This window comes from Pedobacter cryotolerans, from assembly GCF_005116475.1.
GTDB classification, from domain to species: domain Bacteria; phylum Bacteroidota; class Bacteroidia; order Sphingobacteriales; family Sphingobacteriaceae; genus Pedobacter; species Pedobacter cryotolerans.
Genome location: NZ_SWBO01000007.1, coordinates 65776 through 87718 on the forward strand (window position 1 = coordinate 65776; position 21943 = coordinate 87718).

General features: G+C 34.2%; 21 protein-coding genes. 11 read left to right on the forward strand and 10 right to left on the reverse strand.

Annotation, left to right across the window (positions count from 1 at the left end; all coding sequences use genetic code 11):
* Positions 1–126: 126 nt before the first annotated feature.
* The 5 genes from msrA to FA045_RS12750 all read right to left on the reverse strand — a co-directional run bounded on the left by msrA (position 127) and on the right by FA045_RS12750 (position 4692).
* Positions 127–777, reverse strand: coding sequence for a peptide-methionine (S)-S-oxide reductase MsrA (gene msrA, locus FA045_RS12730; protein ID WP_136877468.1), 651 nt, complete (start codon positions 775–777; stop codon positions 127–129).
* A gap of 634 nt (positions 778–1411) precedes the next feature.
* On the reverse strand, positions 1412–2833 hold the full coding sequence (locus FA045_RS12735) for a Glu/Leu/Phe/Val family dehydrogenase (protein ID WP_136877469.1): 1422 nt from the start codon (positions 2831–2833) through the stop codon (positions 1412–1414).
* A 147-nt stretch (positions 2834–2980) separates the two neighbouring features.
* Entirely contained in the window at positions 2981–3199 is a 219-nt protein-coding gene (locus FA045_RS12740) for a CcmD family protein (RefSeq protein WP_136877470.1), read from the reverse strand.
* 72 nt (positions 3200–3271) lie between these two features.
* Positions 3272–3928: a cytochrome c biogenesis protein CcsA gene (ccsA, locus tag FA045_RS12745; RefSeq protein ID WP_136877471.1), complete on the reverse strand. Its 657-nt coding sequence runs from the start codon at positions 3926–3928 to the stop codon at positions 3272–3274.
* A gap of 101 nt (positions 3929–4029) precedes the next feature.
* The gene (locus tag FA045_RS12750) at positions 4030–4692 is read right to left on the reverse strand and encodes a heme exporter protein CcmB (RefSeq protein ID WP_136877472.1); all 663 of its coding nucleotides are present in this window, start codon (positions 4690–4692) and stop codon (positions 4030–4032) included.
* A gap of 73 nt (positions 4693–4765) precedes the next feature.
* Here FA045_RS12750 and FA045_RS12755 point away from each other — a divergent pair, with 73 nt between their 5' ends.
* Positions 4766–5248, forward strand: a complete 483-nt coding sequence (locus FA045_RS12755) for a methylated-DNA--[protein]-cysteine S-methyltransferase (RefSeq protein ID WP_136877473.1) — start codon at positions 4766–4768, stop codon at positions 5246–5248.
* A 47-nt stretch (positions 5249–5295) separates the two neighbouring features.
* Here the strand turns inward: FA045_RS12755 and FA045_RS12760 are convergent, their stop codons facing one another.
* From FA045_RS12760 to FA045_RS12775, 4 genes are all read right to left on the reverse strand, one after another.
* The gene (locus tag FA045_RS12760; RefSeq protein ID WP_136877474.1) at positions 5296–5700 is read right to left on the reverse strand and encodes a hypothetical protein; all 405 of its coding nucleotides are present in this window, start codon (positions 5698–5700) and stop codon (positions 5296–5298) included.
* Positions 5701–5815: 115 nt separating this feature from the next.
* Positions 5816–6151 (reverse strand): gliding motility protein GldC, encoded by a 336-nt coding sequence (gene gldC / locus FA045_RS12765; RefSeq protein WP_136877475.1) that lies wholly within the window; start codon positions 6149–6151, stop codon positions 5816–5818.
* A gap of 139 nt (positions 6152–6290) precedes the next feature.
* Entirely contained in the window at positions 6291–6566 is a 276-nt protein-coding gene (locus FA045_RS12770) for a hypothetical protein (RefSeq protein WP_136877476.1), read from the reverse strand.
* Positions 6567–6605: 39 nt separating this feature from the next.
* Positions 6606–7949, reverse strand: coding sequence for a DEAD/DEAH box helicase (locus FA045_RS12775; protein ID WP_136877477.1), 1344 nt, complete (start codon positions 7947–7949; stop codon positions 6606–6608).
* 659 nt (positions 7950–8608) lie between these two features.
* Here FA045_RS12775 and FA045_RS12780 point away from each other — a divergent pair.
* The 3 genes from FA045_RS12780 to FA045_RS12790 are packed head-to-tail and all read left to right on the forward strand — an operon-like array spanning position 8609 to position 11342.
* Positions 8609–9943: a dihydroorotase gene (locus FA045_RS12780; protein WP_136877478.1), complete on the forward strand. Its 1335-nt coding sequence runs from the start codon at positions 8609–8611 to the stop codon at positions 9941–9943.
* A gap of 34 nt (positions 9944–9977) precedes the next feature.
* Positions 9978–10241, forward strand: coding sequence for a DUF2281 domain-containing protein (locus tag FA045_RS12785; protein WP_136877479.1), 264 nt, complete (start codon positions 9978–9980; stop codon positions 10239–10241).
* Between the two features lie 21 nt (positions 10242–10262).
* The gene (locus FA045_RS12790) at positions 10263–11342 is read left to right on the forward strand and encodes a DUF3810 domain-containing protein (RefSeq protein WP_136877480.1); all 1080 of its coding nucleotides are present in this window, start codon (positions 10263–10265) and stop codon (positions 11340–11342) included.
* A gap of 90 nt (positions 11343–11432) precedes the next feature.
* Here FA045_RS12790 and miaE read toward each other — a convergent pair whose 3' ends face one another.
* Complete coding sequence (miaE, locus tag FA045_RS12795) at positions 11433–12014, reverse strand: tRNA-(ms[2]io[6]A)-hydroxylase (RefSeq protein ID WP_136877481.1); 582 nt, start codon at positions 12012–12014, stop codon at positions 11433–11435.
* A 249-nt stretch (positions 12015–12263) separates the two neighbouring features.
* Here miaE and FA045_RS12800 point away from each other — a divergent pair, with 249 nt between their 5' ends.
* From FA045_RS12800 to FA045_RS12830, 7 genes are all read left to right on the forward strand, one after another.
* Positions 12264–13493, forward strand: coding sequence for a glycosyltransferase family 4 protein (locus FA045_RS12800; protein WP_136877482.1), 1230 nt, complete (start codon positions 12264–12266; stop codon positions 13491–13493).
* Between the two features lie 131 nt (positions 13494–13624).
* Positions 13625–15484, forward strand: coding sequence for a Fe-S protein assembly chaperone HscA (gene hscA / locus FA045_RS12805; protein WP_136877483.1), 1860 nt, complete (start codon positions 13625–13627; stop codon positions 15482–15484).
* Positions 15485–16033: 549 nt separating this feature from the next.
* Entirely contained in the window at positions 16034–18376 is a 2343-nt protein-coding gene (locus FA045_RS12810; RefSeq protein ID WP_136877484.1) for a DUF2339 domain-containing protein, read from the forward strand.
* Positions 18354–19589: a DUF3999 family protein gene (locus FA045_RS12815; RefSeq protein WP_136877485.1), complete on the forward strand. Its 1236-nt coding sequence runs from the start codon at positions 18354–18356 to the stop codon at positions 19587–19589. Before FA045_RS12810 ends, FA045_RS12815 begins: the two co-directional genes overlap by 23 nt.
* A gap of 44 nt (positions 19590–19633) precedes the next feature.
* Positions 19634–20476, forward strand: coding sequence for a carboxylesterase family protein (locus tag FA045_RS12820; protein ID WP_136877486.1), 843 nt, complete (start codon positions 19634–19636; stop codon positions 20474–20476).
* 67 nt (positions 20477–20543) lie between these two features.
* Positions 20544–20996, forward strand: coding sequence for a DUF1569 domain-containing protein (locus FA045_RS12825; RefSeq protein WP_136877487.1), 453 nt, complete (start codon positions 20544–20546; stop codon positions 20994–20996).
* 157 nt (positions 20997–21153) lie between these two features.
* The gene (locus FA045_RS12830) at positions 21154–21942 is read left to right on the forward strand and encodes a class I SAM-dependent methyltransferase (protein ID WP_136877488.1); all 789 of its coding nucleotides are present in this window, start codon (positions 21154–21156) and stop codon (positions 21940–21942) included.
* Position 21943 lies beyond the last annotated feature (1 nt).

Here is a 21943-nt window from a genome sequence, read left to right on the forward strand (position 1 = left end):
AATTAACTATACAGTATTTCGTTATCTAATTATTAATAATAAAGAAATGAGAATATATATGCGTAAAGTTCAAAGGTAAACCTTGACCAAATGAACCTATAACTAATGAACCATTGAACGAATGAACTACTTATACTCCTTTTTCAATAACTCTGGAAAAGCTTTTCGCAACTTTTGCACTTTTGGTCCACATACATTTTGGATATAAGAACTATTTGGATTTAACTTATAGTAATTTTGATGATATGCTTCTGCTGGATAAAAAACTTCGAATTTTTTAACTTGTGTAACCACTGGCTGCGAAGCAAAACCAGCATTTTTATATTTCTGTATGGCTTGTTCAATTTTGTTTTTTTCGTCTTCTGTACGGTAAAAAGCTATAGAACGGTAGCTTTCTCCATAATCTGGGCCTTGGCGGTTGAGTTGTGTAGGATCATGCATGGTAAAAAATACTGCTAATAATTGGTCAAAACTTATCACACTTGGATCATAAATTACTTGCACCGCTTCTGCATGACCAGTTTTCTCCGCACTTACTTCTTCGTAAGTTGGATTTTTTTTGAAGCCGCCAGAATAGCCACTTGTAGATTTTTTTACTCCTTTTAATTGAATAAAACCTTCTTGTAAACCCCAAAAGCAACCGCCTGCAAAAGTAGCCGTCTGTTCGCCTTTGCTTGCTTTAGGCAAATCTGCAACTTTTTCTCCTTTGCTTCCTTCGGCATTGTTGCAAGAAGATAGCACTACCAGCGTTAATAAAAATCCAAATAATATTTTCATACTACAATATACGGAGTTAGTTGTATTTTGTTTTTGTGTGTTTGTCATAAAATGATAATTATTTGAAGCGCAGAGGTAGAATGATGAATTATCTGTAGTTCAAATTCCGTTTAATCCTTTTTGCTCTTCAACCCTAACTACACCTGGCAATAGCTCAATGTGATTAGGTTAAAGATTTTTAAAAATTAGCGGGGACGCCAACGTTGGAAATCTCTGGGGTTGGCGCCCCCACCAACTCTTAACAAAATAACATTGGGCAAGAGCATCAGCAAGGACAAAAAAGTATACCGCTTCAATTCTTGTCTGCCGTGGCTGATAGGCTATTTAACCTGGGCTAGTGCATTAAACCCCATAGTAGCAAAAACCTAAGTTTACAAACCTGATTGAAGTGTAAATACTTTTTTCTAAACCTCGTAGGTTTTAAAAACCTACGAGGTTTGATGAGAAAAAAGATTGAAACGAAAAGCAGGGCTAACTTTAAGATGAAAAACTGAACTTGCTTTTCAAAAAAAATCCCTGCAACTTTAAAATTGCAAGGATTTGTTAAAACTTACGAAGTTTCTAATTAACTGCACTAATAAAACTTCGTAAGTTTATGGTCGTTATCCTTCGACAAGCTCAGGATGACAATTTTCTACGGCCAAATCCCTAAATTCATGTAAGAAACAGCAATTTTATCAATTGAATTTACAAAAGCAGCAGTTCTTAACGTTTTAACTTCTGGTTTGGCTAACCAAGTAGCTCTAATTTCTCTGTACGAATGGATCATGGTATCTTCTAAGCCAGAGTTTACCAATTCCATTTCAGAGGCACCTTTAACAATCATTAAACGATTTTCTGCAGGAATTTGTTTACCAGTTAAACTTTCTAAAGTGTTAATTAAGTTGGCATTTGAGTTCTCAGCATAGCGACTTTCCATACGGCCAAAAGCAACGTGAGAAAGATTTTTTAACCACTCGAAATAAGAAACAGTTACACCACCAGCATTACAGTACATATCAGGAATGATCATACCGCCCATTGCCGTAAAAATTTCTTCTGCTTCTGGTGTACATGGTCCGTTTGCACCTTCGGCAATAATTTTTGCTTTAATGTTACGAATGTTTGTTTCAGTTATTACATTTTCTAAAGCTGCAGGAACTAAAATATCGCAATCTTGCTCTAAACCTTCCATAGAATTTTTAAAGTCGGTTGCACCAGGGAAGCCTAAAATTGAACCAGTATTTTTACGGTGAGCAAAAACCTCATCGATATTTAAACCATTTGAATTATAAATAGCACCTTCAAATTCGCAAATACCAACAATAGTAGCACCGAATTCTGCCAAAAATTTAGCCGAATGATAACCCACGTTACCCAAGCCTTGCACAATAACTCTTTTACCATCTAAACCAGCGGTTAAGCCAACTTTAGCCATATCTTCGGCAAAAGAAACACACTCGCGTACTGCATAAGCAACACCACGACCAGTAGCTTCTTTACGACCACGGATACCATGTAAAGCAATTGGTTTACCTGTTACACAACCTAAAGCATCTAAAGAACCTGGGTTCATGGTCATGTAAGTATCTGCAATCCAGCTCATTTCACGCTCACCCGAACCGTAATCTGGAGCAGGAACATCGATACCAGGCCCAATGAAATTCTTTTTAATTAATTCTGTGGTGTAGCGACGAGTAATTGTTTCTAACTCGGCAATTGTATAATTTTTTGGATTGATACAAATACCACCTTTAGCACCACCAAAAGGAACGTTTACAATTGCACATTTGTAGGTCATTAAAGCTGCAAGTGCCATTACTTCGTCTTCGTTAACCATTTCGCTGTAACGAATACCGCCTTTTGTTGGGCTCATGTGATGTGAGTGTTCTACACGCCAAGCATCAATTACTTCGAAACCGTTACCCCTACGAATAGGGAATTGAAAACGATATACACTGTTACATGCTTTTATTTGAGCCAATAAACCTTCGGGATGGTTGGTAAATTGTGCGGCACTATCAAAGTTCTTACAAACATCTTGAAAGAAACTTGTAGGGTTTGCTGTATTAGCCATTATTTTTTGTTTTATAAATTGTAGTTTTCTTCTTTTACGGGTGCAAAATTGCATTAAAAAACACCACTATTGCAAGTAAAATTTTGCTTAGTGTAAGATAAACACTTTAGCAAAATGGGTAAAAGATTAGGCTTATGAGGTTTAAAATTAGTTTTTAGCAGAAGATTTTTTTTCTAACATTTTTAAACGTCTATCTAACGCGAATAAATAGAATAGTAAGCCGAATAGAATTATCAGGATTACAGCTACTACAACATAGATTTTTCCGTCACTACGCATAGCATCGGCCATTTCTACATTATTTTCTTGTGCAAATATGTTTAAGGTAGTAAGTAACATCAATAAAGTAAATGCAATTTTTTTCATCGGTATATTTTTAATAGTAATGAATTTAAGTTTATCGGCTTGTTTAATTAAAGTGAGGCTGATGTAATGTATTTAAAGCTGTTTATTTTCTATACTTCTAATTCTGAAACGGATGGTATAAATCCAATAACCAATAATGATCCATCCTAAGCAAGCTGGGTAAAATACAGCCCTCATACGGCTATCTAAATCGTAACTATTAAAACCTGGATTACCGCCGTTACCAGGATGCAAAGAAGATTGTAAACGTGGCAATACAAATAACAAAACCACCATCATCGGAAAAGCAAATATGTTATAAATGGCTGAAATTTTTGCTCTTTTTTGTTCTTCGTCTATCGCATTGCGAAGCACTAAATAAGCAAAATATAAAAGAATTGAAATTGCCGCAAAATTTTGTTTTGGATCGAAACTCCAATATTGCCCCCAAGTAAATTTTGCCCAAACTGCACCAGTTACTAAACCTAAAACACCAAAAACGATACCTACGTTTATGCTTTCAACGGCTCTTAGATCGTCAATTTCGCTTTTAGAACTTAATGATTTTATACTGTAAAACACTGAGATAGAGAATAAAACTATCATAGCAAACCACATAGGTACATGGAAATACAAATTTCTGATGGTTTCGTTTAAAATATTAAGATGTGGAACACCTAACAACAAGCCAGCAACAGTTGTGTAAATAACTAATACGGCACCTAAAATTTTCCACCAATTTTTACTCATAATGCTTTAAAATTTTGAATGATTGATTTTTAAATGATTGAATAAGTTGGCAACTTAATATAATTCAGTCATTCTATAATTCTCTCATTTAATCATTTGTTTTAATCTCTCCACAAAAATGGAAACAGCAGCAAAGATACCGCCATTACCAACACATTTACAATAGCAACCATGCCAATATCATCTAAACTTACACTTCTGTCTAAACCGTCAACTGCATTTTTAGCCAATTTAATTAATAATATTAATACCGGAATAATAATGGGAAAGCTTAAAACTGCCATTAACATACCCCCATTACCAGCTTTAGATGCTATAGCCGAAACCATTGTAAAAATAGTTGCAAAACTTAAACTACCCAATACGGTTGCAATGATATACATTAACAAATCTCCAGTTTCTGGAAACTCAAAAACCAAACAGTAAAACAATAAAGCGATTAGCGTTAAACCAATCATCAACAAACTGTTGTAAATGGTTTTAGCAATAATTAATGCCGTTGGACTAACCAATGTGTAGATGTATAAATGACGACCTTTACTTTCCTGTAAAAAACTTTTGGCAACAGCGTTGATAGAAGCAAAGAGCATAATGATCCAAAAAAGAGCGTTCCATGTTATTTTCTCGATACTAATGAAAGACAAATAACATACAAAAACGGTAGAAACAACATACAACAATACACCATTAAGTGCATATTTTGAGCGCCATTCTAATAGCATCTCTTTTCTGATGAGTTGTTTTACCTGTTTTGCTAATTGCATTGGCGCAAAGATAGTTTTATTGCCAAATTGTTGTATTGATAAATTGTTGTATTGTTGTAATATTGTATGTTGAATGAAAAAATTTTGTAGTGTAGTTAAAAGCCCTATTGGCGATGTAATTATTTTAGCTGATGAAAATGCGGTTAATGTGGTTTCTTTCCATCCTAAAGAAGTTGATGGATTAACAGAAAATCACATCAGCCAGTTGGCGGCAAAAGAAATTGAGGCCTATTTTACGGGCAATTTAACTATCTTCTCCTTCCCTATTTCACAGAACGGAACCGAATTTCAGCAAGAAGTTTGGAAAAATTTAATGCAAATTCAATATGGCGAAACTTTATCCTACGCTAAGTTTTCGGCACACCATCCCTTAGCTATTAGAGCTATTGCAGCAGCCAACGGAAAAAACAATTTAGCTGTAGTTGTTCCTTGTCACCGGGTAATTGGTAGTGACGGTAAACTAGTTGGCTATGCAGGCGAACTTTGGCGTAAAAAATGGCTTTTGCAACATGAAAGAGAAGTTGCGCAAAAAGGGCAAACAGAGTTGAAATTTTAAGTATAATACGAAAGTTTTTAGTCGGGAAGTCGGAAAGAGTTAAAGTTTTAAGTAGGAACTGTTAGCTGCATCTTTTTTACAGAAGTTACCAATAATAAAACACCTACCAACAAAACAATCCATCCCCATTGGTAATGAATGGTTTTAGCTAAAACTTTATCAAAAAACTTCGATCCGAAATAGTTGTTAGATTTAAAAAACACTGCAGCTGCCATTAAAACACTCCAAATAAATAGCACATAAGTAAAAATCCTAAATGCGGCTACTCTTCTTAGGTATAAACAAAATCCTGTTAAGGCTACCAAAACAAAACTGATAAAAAATAAGCGATCATCAGTTTGATATAAAATCCAGTTGCCCTTAATTGGTACTTTTATTATTGGCGATATGGTAATCGCGATTACAACAAGCAAAAAACCGATGTAAGCATTCGTTTTTCTAATGGTTAACATAATTTAAAAACTTTGAAGTATTGTTTAATTGTGAGATTGTTTAATTATCAGCTGTCCTTCGACTACCAGCCTTAAGCGGGCAAGCGCTCAGGATGACAAGCAACTGAAAACTGATTTACTTTTTAGGATCAATACCCATTTTCTCTGCAAAATGCGCACAATAATCACGCAAATCTTCTACAATATTTTCTTCGCCTGTGGCTTTTAAAAAGCTATCTCCCATGGTTTGTAAAGTTTCGTAGAAAAAGCGCTTCATCTCATCAACTGGCATATCTTTAGTCCATAAATCAATACGCATTGAGTTTTTATAGTTATGATCCCATAAAGCCAAAATCATAGATTTAACAGGCACCTGATCTTTAGTTTCGGCATCTGTACTTTCCCAAAGAATATTCTCTGGCATATTTTTATCGTCTAGCTCTACGGTAATTTTTATTTCTGCTGTTCTCATTATAAAAGGATTTCACCGATTAAGATGATTTCACCGATTAAGATGATTTCACCGATTTCGGTCTAAATATATTTTTCGGTTGCAAATATGCTCATTTTACAAAGCAAATTTAAGCCCTCATCGTTTTACTTTTGTAATATTAAAAATAATACTTTTTAAGTATTAAAAACAGGATAACTGTTAAAGCAATAAATAACAGTTCTACAAACCAAATACGTTTTAAATCTTTAAAAATAAATCTAAAAATCATATCGGTAATAAAAGCAACCAGCACCATTCCGCCAAAAATTACTTTGTAAAACACGCTAAAATCAACATGGCCCCTATTTTTATCCGTTTGAAAAAATGATATGATAAAAAATGCCAGAGCTAGTGCAGCAACAATATTTAATGGCGTTATTCTTAGCTTTTTCATTCCTATACAACGATCTTTTTAATCCTAAAATCCTGATCTTTATTTCTTCTTATCAAAACGTTTTTTATTCTTAAATACTTTTGTTTTATGCGCCTTGTTTCTAGCTTTCTCTCTTTCACGTTCCTCTATCTGCTTGGCATTTTTCTTTTCGTGGAAAGCACCTTTAAAATCAGGGTCATCTTTACGTTTCTGTAAATCTATTTCTTTTGCAATTTGCTGTTTTTCATCATAACCTGTTTCTTCAATAAAAACACCTTCTGGTATAGGCTCAACATTTATAAACTGGCGAGTTAACTTTTCAATCTTACGGACGTAATATTTTTCAGCTTCTGTACAAAAAGTTATGGCATCGCCTTTAGCAAAAGCTCTTCCAGTCCTACCAATTCTGTGTACATAATCTTCAATAATAATGGGCACATCAAAATTAATTACATGGCTAACCTCTGTTACATCAATTCCTCTACTTGCCACATCTGTAGCCACCAAAACTCTAATATTTCCTTCCTTAAAGCTATTAATTGAGTTTATTCTTGTATTCTGACCTTTATTAGCGTGAATAACACGAACACTTTCTTCTCCAAATTTTCGCACCACGTAACTAAAAATATTATCAGCCACTGCTTTGGTTTTACAGAAAATAATTAACCTATTAAACACTTCAACATCCTTCAGCAAATGCTGTAAAAGATTAATTTTAGTTTTAAAATTTGGCACTTCATACAAAACCTGCGTAACCGTTTGTGCAGGTGTTGCTTGCTCAGAAGCCTCAATAACTGTTGGATGTTTCAAGAAATCTCCGGCAATTTTTTGCACTAAATCGCTCATTGTGGCAGAGAAAAGTAAGTTTTGACGTTTACGAGGCACCACTTCCAAAATCCTATGGATTGAGCCAATAAAGCCCATATCCATCATTTTATCAGCCTCATCTAACACCAAAAACTGCAAATATTTGGTGTTAATTTCTCCTGATAGGTAAATGTCTAAAAACCTGCCTGGCGTTGCAATAATAATATCAACCCCAGCTTTTATCTGTTCTTTTTGCGCTTTCGGACCAATACCGCCAAAAATAACCACTGAACGTAAATCTGTATAAACAGAAAAACGCTTCACTTCCTCTGCAATTTGCATGGCCAATTCACGTGTAGGTGCTAAAATTAATGCCCTTGCAGCATCGCCTTGCGCATATTTCAACTTCATTAACATTGGCAAAACGTAGGCAGCTGTTTTACCAGTTCCAGTTTCGGCAATGCCACAAATATCCTGACCAGATAAAACTGGTGCAATTGCTTTTTCTTGTATTGGCGTGGCAACAGTGTAACCAGCATCGGCAACTGCGTTTAATATTTGCCTATTTAAATTAAATTCTTCGAACGATTTTGCCATAGCGCACAAAGATAGCTTTTTTAAGCTGAAAGCTTAAAAGACTAAAGAACACAGCTTAAAGCCGAATTATATAAGTAAAGCAAAGTCCCCTTTAGGCGATTTAGGGGTAAAGCAAATTAAGTGCTAATCGGTTGCGATAGTCCTGCCCTCGCTGCAATCCCCGAAGAAAAATCGGGGGATTTTCGCTAAGTCAGGTTTAGAGAACAAAAGCTTGTACTACTATCAGCGGCTAAAGCCAAAAATGTAAAACCTACAGTCCGTTGGCTGAAGCCAACGGCAATGAACAAATAGTTATTAAGAACGCAACTAACGGCACTTTTATGAACTCAAGATGTTCTTTGAATAGAGCTAAATCTTAATTTATGCAAAATCAAAATCTAGTATTCATTGCCGCAAGATCTTCTTTGAATAAAGCTAAATCTTTAATTTATGTAAAATCAAAATCTAGTATTCATTGCCGCAAGATCTTCTTTGAATAAAGCTAAATCTTTAATTTATGTAAAATCAAAATCTAGTATTCATTGCCGTTGGCTTCAGCCAACGTCTAAGAAACAGAATACAATTGGCTTTAGCCACATTTAACTTTATCAAAGTAATTTGGGGTGTACTAAAACTTCCCGACATTCGGACTTTCCGACTCTAATTCCTACCTTTACCAAATGAATACTTACCTCATAAAAGGCGCTACTTTAGTAAACGAAGGACAGCAATTTATAGCTGATGTTTTAGTTAAAAACGGTTTAATTGAGAAAATTGGGCAATCGCTTTCTGCTCCAGAAGCACAAGAAATTAATGCCGAAGGCCTTTACCTTTTACCAGGAATGATAGACGACCAAGTTCATTTTCGTGAGCCTGGCTTAACCCATAAAGCAGATATTTTTACAGAAAGTATGGCTGCCGTTGCTGGTGGTATTACTTCTTTTATGGAGATGCCAAACACAGTTCCGAATACTTTAACGCAAGATCTATTAGCAGATAAGTATCAAATTGCGGCAGAAACATCATTGGCTAACTATTCGTTTTATATGGGTGCTAGTAATGATAATATTGAAGAAGTTTTAAAAACCGACCCAAAAAACGTGTGTGGCATTAAGGTTTTTATGGGTTCATCAACCGGCAATATGTTGGTTGATAATGAAAAAACACTAGAAAATATTTTCAGTAAAGCACCAATATTGGTAGCTACGCATTGTGAAGATGAAGCAACAATTAGGGAAAACTTAGCCAAGTTTACAGCACAATATGGCGAAGATTTAACAATAGATATGCATCCGTTAATTCGTAGTGCAGAAGCTTGTTATAAATCATCATCATTAGCGGTTGAGTTAGCTAAACGTTACCAAACTCGTTTACATATTCTACATATTTCAACCGCGAAAGAAATTGCTTTATTTGATAATACCATTGCATTAAAAGACAAAAAAATAACTGCCGAAGCTTGTGTGCATCACCTTTGGTTTAACGACCAAGATTATGCAACTAAAGGAAACTTTATAAAATGGAACCCTGCAGTTAAAACCGCTGCAGACCAAGCTGGAATTTTAGCTGGCGTTTTAGCAGACCATATAGATGTAATTGCAACCGACCATGCGCCACACACTTTAGCAGAAAAGCAGCAGTCTTATTCGCTAGCGCCATCTGGCGGACCGTTAGTGCAACACGCTTTACCAGCATTGTTGGAAATGCATTTGCAAGGCAAAATTTCTTTAGAAAAAATCGTTGAGAAAACAGCGCATAACTTAGCTATTTGTTTTGATATAGAAAAACGTGGATTTATTAGAGAAGGTTATTGGGCAGATTTGGTTTTGGTAAACTTAAACGACCCTTTTAAAGTAACACCAGTAAATATTTTTTACAAATGCGGTTGGAGCCCATTTGATGGAGAAACTTTTCAAGCAAGCATAACCCACACTTTCGTGTCTGGAAATTTGGCTTATAAAAACGGTAAATTTGTAACTAGTGAGATTGGCAAGAGGTTGAGCTTTACTAGATAATTGATTATATTTGTTTAGTTAGCAGCAAATTAAGATGACAGATTTACAATTATATTCAGAAATTTCTTCACTTCCCTCTGATTTAAAACAGGAAGTTTCTGACTTTGTTGCCTTTTTAAAGCAAAAGTCAAAAAGAAAAGAAAAATCTTCTGATGCGGTCAACAATGTTGAAGAGCCTTCGGTTGATTATAATTTTAAAATTTCTGATATTTTATTAACTGGACCCGTTTTTTCTGAAGAGCAAGTTCAAAAAATTGAGCAGACTAGAAAATCTATAAATGAATGGCGGACCAAATGATAATGAATTCTATTTAGCAAGATGAATTCAAAATCTATATTTAAACAATTCATTATATTATCTATCACAACCTTAATTATCTTCCTATTTGGTTTATTCCCTCAAATAGTTCTAAATATTTATTCAAAGGGTTTATATCCAATTATCTCTTCTGTTTTAAGATGGATTTCTTCATTACTTCCTTTTGCAATAGGAGACATTTTATATGCAGTAATAATTGTCTTTCTATTAAGACTAATCTTCAAATTCTTTATAAGAATTAAAAAAAATGGATGGCAAAAAACCGATAAAATCATTATCCCTATTTACATCCTAAACACCCTTCTGATTTTTTACATCAGTTTTAAATTACTTTGGGGATTAAATTACGCTCGCCCAAGTATTAGCAAGCAGTTAAACATTAGCGACGAAAAATATACGGTAAAAGAATTGCAATTGTTAGCTAATTACTTTATCGAAAAAACCAATAAATTACAACCTCAAATATCACAAAATCTAAACTATAACATTAAACAACTACAACTAAAAGCAGTTATCGATTATCAAAACGCTGCAAAAGAAAACCCGTTTTTTAAATACAATCAGCCTTCTGTTAAACCTGTAATTAATGGCTGGCTCATAAGTAAAATAGGTATCGAGGGCTATTACAATCCATTAAGTGGCGAAGCCAATGTAAATATGAAGTTGCCTGCTTGGGTTTTACCATTTGTAACCTGTCACGAAATTGCCCATCAATTAGGGGTTGCAAAAGAAGATGAAGCTAATTTAGTGGCATATTTGGTAGGCGTAAAAAGCAATGATGTTAATTTTCAATATTCCGTAAACTACAATATGCTGAGGTATATTTTGTTAGAAATCAGGATCAAATCCCCAGAAGATTACATCGCCCTACGTACTAAAATTACTCCAGCAGTTTTGGCAAACTTTAAGGCAGAAAACGAATTTTGGGCTAAATATAACGGACAAATGTCTACTTATATGAGTATAGCATTCGATAAATTTTTGAAATTTAACAACCAACCAAAAGGTATAGATAGCTACCAAGATATTGTAATTTGGTTGTGGAATATACACAAAGAAGAGTTAACAGTTGGCAATTAACGGTTTCCAGTTTTGGGGGCAAATCTAGAAACTGCTTAAACTTAATGCCATAAAGCGGAAGCAACTGAAAATTGCAAACTGAAAACTGGGCTACCCGTGTATCGCTTCCTTTTTACCAAAATTTTTAATCAATTCGCCTTCAAATGCTAACCATTCTTTCCAGCGTTTATCAACATCAACATCTATTGTGTATTTACGAGCAAAGTTTAAAAAAGTAGTATAATGTGTAGCTTCAGAAACCATTAAATCGTGGTAAAATTGAGCTAATTCTACATCTTTAATATTTTGAGACAAGGTTTTAAAACGTTCGCAACTTCTAGCTTCTATCATTGCAGCAAACAACAAGCGCTCAATAAAAGCATTATTACGTGAGCCATCTTTTTTGCAAAACTTCATTAACTGCCCAACATAATCATCTTTTCTTCCGCGACCTAAAGTATAACCTCTCTCTTTAATTATGTTTACCACTTGCTTAAAATGCTCCATTTCTTCCAATGCAATTAACGTTAGCTCATCAACTAAATCCTGATGTTCGCAATTATCCGCTATTAAATTAATCGCATTTATGGCAGCTTTTTGTTCACACCAAGCATGATCGGTTAAAATCTCTTCTAAATTAGTTTCCGCAATGTTTGCCCAACGTGGGTCTGTTAATAATTTTAATCCTAACATCTGTGCTTGTTGTTGATTTGCAAAATTAAAATAATTAAATTAGAAAAACAGTGTCATCCAAAATCGCTTTCGGCAGTCCCTCTTTTCGTTCCTGCCGATGTAAAATCGGCATACACTTCAATAGGGTTTATATTTTAAAGCCAGTAATTCTTGGCTACCTTTCCCTTCAATCGCCTTAAACTATTGCCAATCGAAATCATTTTAATTCTCGAGAGAAAAAAAACACTTATTTTGCATAAATTTTAGAAGATGAGTGTAAAGAAATTATTAATTATTGGATTAGTTTGGCCTGAACCTACCTCATCAGCAGCCGGAACTAGAATGATTCAATTGATCGAATTATTTCTTGCCAATGATTATCAAATTACCTTTGCCTGTGCGGCAGCTAAAAGCGAATTCAGTTATAATTTGCAACAAATTGGCGTAAATGAACAATCTATTAAATTAAACGACCAAAGTTTTAACGATTTCATCATTTCATTAAACCCTCAAATCGTAATGTTCGATCGGTTTGTGATGGAAGAACAATATGGTTGGCGTGTGCAACAAGAATGCCCAGAAGCCATGACAATTTTAGATACCGAAGATTTACATTTCCTACGTAAAACACGCCAAAAAGCAATTAAAGAAGCATCAATATTAAAAAACGAAGATTTGTTTAACGATGATGCAAAAAGAGAAATTGCCTCCATTTTGCGTTGCGATTTATCGTTAATCATATCAGAACAAGAAATAAATATCCTTCAAAACCAGTTTAAAATTGATCCTTCTCTACTCCACTATCTTCCATTTTTAGAAGATGAAATAACAGCTACGGCAAACTGGCTCAGTTTCGAAGAACGGAAAGATTTTATCTTTATTGGTAATTTTTTGCACGAACCCAATTGGCAAACAGTACTTCATCTAAAAATTAAAATTTGGCCACTTTTAAGTAAACTTTTACCACAAGCTAAGTTACATATTTATGGAGCCTACCCAAGTCAAAAAGTATTGCAATTGCATAACCCAAAAGAAAATTTTTATGTTGTAGGCAGAGCCGACGATGCAAAACAAACTATTGCAAAACACAGAATTTTATTGGCCCCTATCCTTTTTGGCGCAGGTGTAAAAGGCAAATTTATTGATGCTATGCATGTAGGAACGCCGTCTGTTACGACAACAATCGGTGCCGAAGCTATGAAAGGAAATTTAGATTGGAACGGTTATATTGAAGATGATGTAAATCAGTTCATATCCAAAGCTATTGAGCTTTACCAAAATAAAGCATTGTGGCTACAAGCTCAACAAAATGGTGTGAAAATTATTAACGAACGTTTTAGCAAAAACAAATTTAGTCAATCGTTTATTCAGCAAATTGAAGTCTTATCTAAAAATTTAAAAACTCATCGGCAGCAAAACTTTGTTGGTCAACTGTTGCATTACCACACCAATCAAAGCACAAAATACATGTCTTTGTGGATTGAGGAGAAGAACAAATGAGTTGGCAGTTTGGAGTTTTCAGTTTTGATCGTACAAAATCTTACAACTTTCAAACATCTTAATCTTCCAACTTTCTAACATTACAACATTCAAACAATTTTAAAACAACAATTGTGTAAATTTGCGTTGTTATGGCAAAAATATCCATCAACTTGGCAACAGGTTCATTTCAGAAGGAAGAAATTATAGTAGGTATAGATTTAGGCACTACCAATAGTTTGGTTGCATTTATCAACCCAGATAAAAACCCGCAAGTAATTAACGATACTGGAAAAGGACTTTTAGTACCTTCTGTTGTGCATTTTAACGAACATGGAGATGCAGAAGTGGGTAATGAAGCTAAAGCTTTTTTAACTACAGATCCTGCAAACACCATCTTTTCGGTAAAACGATTATTAGGTCGCTCTTACAAAGATGTGGCCGCTCACCAAGATATTTTTAGCTATAAAATTATTGATGATGATACTGATGCATTGGTGAAAATTAAAGCTGGAAACAGATTTTACACCCCAATTGAATTATCTGCAGAAATTTTAAAAGAGCTAAAAGCTAGAGCAGAACACGCCTTAAAAACACCTGTAAATAGAGCAGTAATCACCGTTCCAGCTTATTTTAATGACAGCCAGCGCCAAGCCACTCGTGATGCTGGCAAGCTAGCCGGATTAGATGTTTTGCGTATTGTAAACGAACCAACCGCAGCAAGTTTAGCTTATGGAATTGGTTTAGACCCAACACAACAAAAAACAATTGCAGTTTATGATTTAGGTGGCGGAACATTTGATGTTTCTATCTTACAAATTCAAAATGGCATATTTGAAGTTTTAGCCACAAACGGCAATACGTTTTTAGGTGGCGATGATTTTGACAGAGCCATTTTAGATTTTTGGATAGCACAAAACAAACTTGATTTTGCAAGCATTGCGGCAGACAATATTTTAATGCAAACTTTGCGTTTACAAGCTGAAGCCGCTAAAAAAGCATTATCAAGTCAAAACTTGTACAATGAAAAAATTGGAGATATTTGGTGTACACTAGACAAACAAACCTTTGAGCAATTGATTGCTGCTAAAGTTGAAGAAACAATAACTTGTTGTAAATTAGCATTAGCCGATGCAAATTTAACCATAGCAGAAATTGATGAAGTTGTTTTAGTTGGCGGCTCTACACGTACACCATTCGTTAAAAAAGCAGTTAGCGAATTTTTCAATCGCCAACCACACGATCAAATTAATCCTGATGAAGTTGTAGCCTTAGGTGCAGCCATACAAGCTGATATTTTAGCAGGAAATCGTTCTGATATTTTATTGTTAGATGTTACTCCGCTTTCTTTAGGCATAGAAACCATGGGCGGCTTAATGGATGTAATTATTGCCCGCAATAGCAAAGTCCCTACAAAAGCTGGGAGACAATACACTACCTCGATAGATGGCCAAGTAAACATGAAAATTTCTGTTTACCAAGGCGAACGCGATTTGGTAAAAGAAAACAGAAAATTAGCAGAGTTTGATTTAAAAGGAATTCCGGCAATGCCTGCAGGCTTACCAAAGGTTGATATTAACTTTATGCTCAATGCTGATGGAATTTTAACCGTACAAGCAATTGAATTACGCTCTGGCGTAAAACAAGAAATTGATGTAGTACCAAGTTACGGTTTAAGTGATGATACGGTAGAAAAAATGCTAATAGACAGTATTGAAAATGCCAAAAGCGATGTAGCACAACGTATGCTAATTGAAGCCAGAAGCGAAGGCGAGCAATTGGTTTACACTGCTGAAAGATTTATTGCTAAAAACAGTCAGATTTTAACAGCAGAAGAAATTACAGCAACAAATATTTACATTATAGCTTTAAAAGATGCTTTAGCTCAAGGAGATAAAGATAACATCCTTAAAAAAGCAGACGAACTGAATGAATTTACCCGTCCGTTTGCAGAGCGTTTAATGGATATGGCTGTTGGCCAAGCCATGAAGGGTAAAAGTATTGATGAGTAATATTAACCACAGATAAATATTCTTAAACTTTATCGACGGTTCAAACTTTGTCAATCTGTAGAAGATTGACAAATTAGTTTAGTCGTCATTGCCAGCTCGACTGGCAATCGTAATGCAATAAGCAAGAAAAAAAACTAACATATTTTCCCTACAGTACCATAAAACTTTGGCTATCTGTAAAAGACTAACAATGTAGAAATAACGCGTCATTGCCAGCTCGACTGGCAATCGTAATGCAAAAAAAAATGTAATATAAATTCCCCTAATAACGCTTCAAACTTTGTCAATCTGTAAAAGATTGACAAAGTACAGGTTATTAGGCACCATGCAACTTCAAATAGCTGCACAATCCTTGCACTCTAAACCGCATAGCAGCGGCATCCTCCGATTTTTCATCGGAGATATAGCGAATAGGCGGACCGAATAACCCCAAATCCCACTGAATTTCCTTTACAGAAAATCTTCCATCCTGTGAGTTAAAGTTTAAAATAATTAGCATATCATCTCTCAAAGCTTAGTATATTTAAGAAAATTACCTCATGCTATCGAATGGAAAACGACAAGGAAAAGCTAAATTTACTGCTACTTAAACTCGAAAATTTATCGCTTAGGCAACAGCATTTTGAGACAGAAATACAAGATTTAAGAAATCAAATAAGACAGTTGCAGTTTCCTGGTGATGCTGTTGAACAAACGCAACCTACTCCAATTTTACAAGAACATAAAATAGTTTTCCCGCCAAAGAATACACCAATAAGTACTGCAAAACCCGTATTTAAGCAAACAACAAAGCCAAAGTTTAGCGATAATTTCAAAAGGGCCAGCTACGAGAAATCTGATTTTGAGAAATTTATTGGCGAAAATTTAATCAGCAAGATTGGAATTTTGATTTTAGTGATTGGCGTTGCCATTGGCGCCAAATATGCCATTGATAAAGATATGCTTAGTCCGCTAACGCGTATTATTTTAGGCTATTTGGTTGGGATTGGTTTAATGGGTTTTGCCATAAAGTTAAAAGCGAAATACGAGAGTTTTAGTGCTGTATTATTGAGTGGCGCTATTGCCATCATGTATTTTTTAACTTATGCAGCTTATGATTTTAATAGTCTAATTCCGCAGGCTTTAGCATTTGGCTTAATGGTTATTTTCACCTCATTTACCGTTGTGGCAGCCATTAAATATAATAAACAGGTAATTGCACATATTGGTCTAGTAGGCGCTTATGCGGTGCCTTTTTTATTGAGTGATGGCTCTGGAAAAGTGGCTGTTTTGTTTAGTTACATGGCTATTATTAACATCGGCATACTAATTTTAAGCTTTAAAAAATATTGGAAACCTTTATTCTATTTATCCTTCGGACTTACTTGGATCATTTTCGCCTCGTGGTTATTTATGGATTTCTCAGACGCCAAACATTTTAATTTGGCATTAGGTTTTTCGAGTATATTTTTCTTGATATTTTATGTAAGTAACTTGGCTTATAAGGTTAACAAAGCCGAGGTTTTTGGCATAACTGATGTGATTATTCTGCTACTAAATTCGTTTGTTTTTTATGGCATTGGTTACTTTATTTTAAGCGAAAAACATGGAGAATATTTGGGTTTATTTACCTTGTTAAATGCAATTATCCACTTTGTGGTAAGCTTAGTGATTTACAAACGCAAACTTGCTGATAAAAACTTATTCTACTTTGTATTAGCAATGGTAATTACATTTATTACCATGGCCGTACCGGTACAGCTAAGTGGTAATTGGGTTACCATATTTTGGGCGGTTGAGGCTTCAATTTTATTCTATTTGGGCAGAATGAAGGGGATTTCTATTTACGAGAAACTCTCCTACCCGCTTATATTTTTAGCATTTTTTAGTTTACTACAAGATTGGACATTCACATCGAGCGAGTTTAATTACTTAGTTGATTACACCCCAACTAAACCATTTTTAAACGTTGGATTTTTAAGTGCAATCGTTTTTATCGGTGCATTTGCTTTTATGTTTACTATTAGCAGAAAAGCTAAAAATGATGAGCAGCCCAATCAATTTAGAGAAATGTTTAGCTATATTATTCCTTCTATTTTAGTTGCAGTAATTTATTATACTTTTAGAAAAGAGATTGCTAATGTTTTCGAAAATCTGTATCAAGTGAGCAAAATAAATATCAAAACTAATGCTAACAGTCCGAATTTTGTATACAATTATAACTACCCGCTTTTTAAAACTGCTTGCGTTTACATCTATACAATGTTTTTTGCTTCGGCATTTACTTCTATCAACCTTAAAAAAATAAAGAGTAAGGATTTAGCGGTTAGTAATGCAATTATTAATCTAATAACCATTCTGGCTTTTTTAACTCAAGGTTTATATGTATTAAGCGAATTACGCCAAGCTTACATTTCGCAAAGCGACAAATATTTTGTGAGTACGAGCATGAATATTGGCATTAGATATATTTCATTGGCATTTTTCGCAACGCTCATTGCAAGTTGCTATTTATTAAGTAAATCAAAAATATTTAAGGCTAAGCTTAAAACCGCCTTTGATTATGTGCTGTACATTGCCATACTTTGGGTTTTAAGTAGCGAATTGCTGCACATTTTAGAGCTTAGTGGCTTAAAAACTGGCTACAAGTTAGGTTTGAGCATTTTATGGGGTGTATATGCACTGTTTTTAATAGCGATGGGTTTATGGAAAAACAAAAAGTATTTAAGAATTGGAGCAATTATGTTATTCGCTATTACACTCCTTAAACTATTTTTCTATGATATGGCTTCGCTTGATACCATTTCTCGCACCATCGTTTTTGTATCGCTTGGTGTGCTTTTATTGATCATTTCGTTCCTTTATAACAAATACAAACATTTAATTATTGATGATGATAAAACTGAAATTTAAAATATTAACCTTATTAATTTGCTGTGCTTTAGGTTTACAAGCCCAAACAAATGCCTATCGTTACATGCGTGATTTAAAAGGAATTAATACCACTTGGCACAGTTTAACTATACATAATCAGGTTTTTAAAAATACAAAAAGTGGATTAGCAGATTTAAGAATTTATGGTTTTAAAGGAAAAGATACCGTTGAAGTACCCTACATTTTAGAGCAAAGTGCAGACCAGGTTACGGATCGAGAAACTGATTTTAACATCATTAATCAGAGTAGCAATGCTGATGGATTTTTCTATACTTTTCAGGCGGCAAATTCAGCAAGCATCAATCAAATTAAGCTATCGTTTAAGCAAACTAATTTCGATTGGAAAACCAAACTAGAAGGAAGTAACGACAACAAGCAATGGTTTACCATTTTAAAAGATTACAGAATTTTAAGCATTAAAAACAACAATACCGATTACCAGTTTACCCAATTAGATTTTACAACAGCTAAATACACTTATTTTAGGCTAGCTATAAAAGCCAATGAACAACCCCAATTAACTGCAGCTAAAATTTTAAAAACCGATACTTTAAAAGGGGTTTATCAAAATGTGGCCTATAAGGGTTATCAATTGGTAAATGATGCAAAGACCAAACAAACTATGATCAATGTAGATTTGGTTAATCCCACGCACCTCTCCTATTTAAAAATTAATGCACAAAGTGATTTCGATTTTTACAGAACTTTAAAAATTGAATATGCAACGGATAGCTTTAAGACTGATAAAGGCATACAATACAATTATGCACAGCTTTATGATGGCACCATTAGTTCTTTAGAAACTCCGGAATTTAATTTTGCTAGCAATTTTGTTGGCAGAGTAAAAATTACCATCGAAAATAACGATAATAAACCTTTACGCATTTCTTCATTGCTATTAAAAGGTCCTGTTTATGAGTTAATTGGCCGATTTGATGATCCATCATTTAATTATGCATTATTTTATGGCAACAAAGATGCTAATCCGCCAGTTTATGAACTAAAAACTTTCGAGAATAAAATTCCGATGCAGATTAACCAATTAACTGTTGGTAATGAGCAAAATAATCCGGGCTTTAAAGTTGAAGCTAAAAAAGCACCTCTTTTTGAAAATAAGGCATGGCTTTGGGCACTTATGGCAGTAATTATTGGTTTACTTGGCTTTTTTGCTTTTAAAATGTTGAAGAGTTAAGTAACATTACCATTCCCATAACAATTAATTCAAATAATACACTAATGTCTCACTATTTTAAAGGCTTAACACTTCTCATATTCTTCATAAATATTTCAGTTTTCTGCAACGCACAAACTCAAATCTTCGATAGTTTAACAGTTGATAGTACAACATTTGTAAACACGAAAAACAAAATCAATCAACTAAGTATAGAAAGTTTTAAAAAGCAGAAGTTTACTCAACAACAAGTAGAACTTCCTTATCGACTTTTATTGCCAAAAAATTATAATCAATCTCAAAAATATCCATTGGTTATTACCTTCCACAATTCAAGTAGAATTGGCAACGATAACGAAAAACAATTGGAGCCATTGGCAAAAATTTGGCTCAGACCAGAAATTTACGACAATTTTCCTTGCTTTGTGATAGCTCCTCAGTTTAACAAACGTTCATCAAATTATACCAAACAAGCTGATGGAATTTTATCGTCAATCCCTAGTGATGATGTTAACCTAGTTTTAAAATTAATTGATTCGGTATCTTTAAAGTATGGTAACATCGATAAATCTAGAATTTATTTGGTAGGCTATTCTATGGGAGCTTCTACAGCACAAAATTTAATGACTATCGATGCAAAAAAGTTTGCAGCAATTGTATCTATTGCTGCCGTTCCAGATTTATCAAATCTAAGAGCTTTCAAAAACAAAAATATGTTGCTAATTCATGGGCAAAACGATACCGAAAACCCCTATAATGGCAGTGTAGAACTAGCAAAAAAACTAAAAAACAACAAAAAATTAATTTTTAAAACTTACATCAACCTTAATCACGACAACATCAATATTCCATTTCTGTTAAGTGATGAAATACCAAAATGGCTCTTTAAACAAAAAAATAAGACTTAATTTTAACCTTCTCTCATTATCTACATTGTAATTTTTACACATTTTTCATCTAATTAAAACCAAACAAATGAAAACAATCTTTCAGCAAGAAACTGTAAATGAAATAATTGCAAGGCTCGAAAAACTTACGGCAGAAACAAAGCCAAACTGGGGTAAAATGAATGCAAGTCAAATGTTAGCTCATTGTAATGTGAGTTACGAAATGGCTTTTGAAAACATACATAAAGCACCAAACGGATTTGTAAAATTGATTCTCAAACTTTTTGTTAAAGACCAAGTTGTAGGTAGTAAACCATATAAAAAAAATGGTCAAACAGCACCAGCTTTTTTAATTACAGACCCTAAAGATTTCGAAAAAGAAAAGGCTCGTTTAATTGCCTATTTACAGAAAACCTCGCAGTTAGGCGCTAATCACTTCGAAGGTAGAGAATCTTTATCTTTTGGCAAATTAACTGCTGCTCAATGGAATACCATGTTTCAAAAACATTTAGAACATCATTTAACGCAATTCGGAGTTTAAAAATTAGAAAAGCAAAACCAGCAATAATAGGTTAAAGCAGTCCCGTTTTACATTACAAGCCCAATGTTTTGATCCCGAAAATCGGGAAACATTGGGGCTTTACATTTCAACCGGGTTTAGTTTACAAACTTATTGCTACTATTAAAACAACCATACCATGCTGCATAAATTTCTAACGCTTCTTCGTAATTTTGCAACTAATACCTCAAACACCGTTACAACAAACCAAATGATAAAGGATAAAGTAATTGCTGCTTACGAAAAAATGGCAGTAAAATATGATGAACTCATAGACCATAAACCTCATAACGCCTATTACGATAGACCAAATACATTGGCTCTTTTACCAGATGTAAAAGGGAAGAATATTTTAGATGCTGCTTGCGGGCCAGGTAAGTATGCTGAAATTTTAATTGCCCAAGGTGCAAAAGTTTTAGGCTATGATATCAGTCCTAAAATGGTAGAATTGGCAATTAAAAGAAACCAAAACCAAGCAGAATTTTACGTTCACGATTTATCAACTCCGTTTAAAACCATTGGCAATGAAACTTATGATATTGTGCTTTGCGCTTTGGCCTTGCATTACCTAGAAGATTGGGCTCCAGCAATTATTGAATTTAACAGGGTATTAAAAAAGGATGGAATACTTGTGATTTCAATTGAGCATCCCTTTAACGATTTCAACTTTTTTAAATCTAAAAAATACTTCGAGATAGAACAGGTAAAATGTACTTGGAAAGGCTTTGGAGAAGCAATTGAAGTGAACAGCTACAGAAGATCATTAAGTGAATGTTTAACGCCTTTAACCGAAAATGGCTTTTATATTGATAAATTAGTTGAACCAAAACCCACCAAAGAATTTGAAAATGCAGACCCGAGACATTTCAAAGAATTAAATGAATTTCCAGCATTTTTGTGTGTCAGAGCAGTAAAAAGAAACCATTAAA

Coding starts and splice junctions, on each gene's coding strand:
- FA045_RS12740 (WP_136877470.1), bottom strand. CDS start 3,199: ATGAAAAAAATTGCATTTACTTTATTGATGTTACTTACTACCTTAAAC.
- FA045_RS12770 (WP_136877476.1), bottom strand. CDS start 6,566: ATGAAAAAGCTAAGAATAACGCCATTAAATATTGTTGCTGCACTAGCT.
- FA045_RS12775 (WP_136877477.1), bottom strand. CDS start 7,949: ATGGCAAAATCGTTCGAAGAATTTAATTTAAATAGGCAAATATTAAAC.
- FA045_RS12820 (WP_136877486.1), top strand. CDS start 19,634: ATGTCTCACTATTTTAAAGGCTTAACACTTCTCATATTCTTCATAAAT.
- FA045_RS12830 (WP_136877488.1), top strand. CDS start 21,154: ATGCTGCATAAATTTCTAACGCTTCTTCGTAATTTTGCAACTAATACC.
- miaE (WP_136877481.1), bottom strand. CDS start 12,014: ATGTTAGGATTAAAATTATTAACAGACCCACGTTGGGCAAACATTGCG.
- FA045_RS12815 (WP_136877485.1), top strand. CDS start 18,354: ATGATGATAAAACTGAAATTTAAAATATTAACCTTATTAATTTGCTGT.
- FA045_RS12750 (WP_136877472.1), bottom strand. CDS start 4,692: ATGCAATTAGCAAAACAGGTAAAACAACTCATCAGAAAAGAGATGCTA.
- FA045_RS12800 (WP_136877482.1), top strand. CDS start 12,264: ATGAGTGTAAAGAAATTATTAATTATTGGATTAGTTTGGCCTGAACCT.
- FA045_RS12735 (WP_136877469.1), bottom strand. CDS start 2,833: ATGGCTAATACAGCAAACCCTACAAGTTTCTTTCAAGATGTTTGTAAG.
- msrA (WP_136877468.1), bottom strand. CDS start 777: ATGAAAATATTATTTGGATTTTTATTAACGCTGGTAGTGCTATCTTCT.
- hscA (WP_136877483.1), top strand. CDS start 13,625: ATGGCAAAAATATCCATCAACTTGGCAACAGGTTCATTTCAGAAGGAA.
- FA045_RS12780 (WP_136877478.1), top strand. CDS start 8,609: ATGAATACTTACCTCATAAAAGGCGCTACTTTAGTAAACGAAGGACAG.
- FA045_RS12755 (WP_136877473.1), top strand. CDS start 4,766: ATGAAAAAATTTTGTAGTGTAGTTAAAAGCCCTATTGGCGATGTAATT.
- FA045_RS12825 (WP_136877487.1), top strand. CDS start 20,544: ATGAAAACAATCTTTCAGCAAGAAACTGTAAATGAAATAATTGCAAGG.
- ccsA (WP_136877471.1), bottom strand. CDS start 3,928: ATGAGTAAAAATTGGTGGAAAATTTTAGGTGCCGTATTAGTTATTTAC.
- FA045_RS12760 (WP_136877474.1), bottom strand. CDS start 5,700: ATGTTAACCATTAGAAAAACGAATGCTTACATCGGTTTTTTGCTTGTT.
- FA045_RS12790 (WP_136877480.1), top strand. CDS start 10,263: ATGAATTCAAAATCTATATTTAAACAATTCATTATATTATCTATCACA.
- gldC (WP_136877475.1), bottom strand. CDS start 6,151: ATGAGAACAGCAGAAATAAAAATTACCGTAGAGCTAGACGATAAAAAT.
- FA045_RS12810 (WP_136877484.1), top strand. CDS start 16,034: ATGGAAAACGACAAGGAAAAGCTAAATTTACTGCTACTTAAACTCGAA.
- FA045_RS12785 (WP_136877479.1), top strand. CDS start 9,978: ATGACAGATTTACAATTATATTCAGAAATTTCTTCACTTCCCTCTGAT.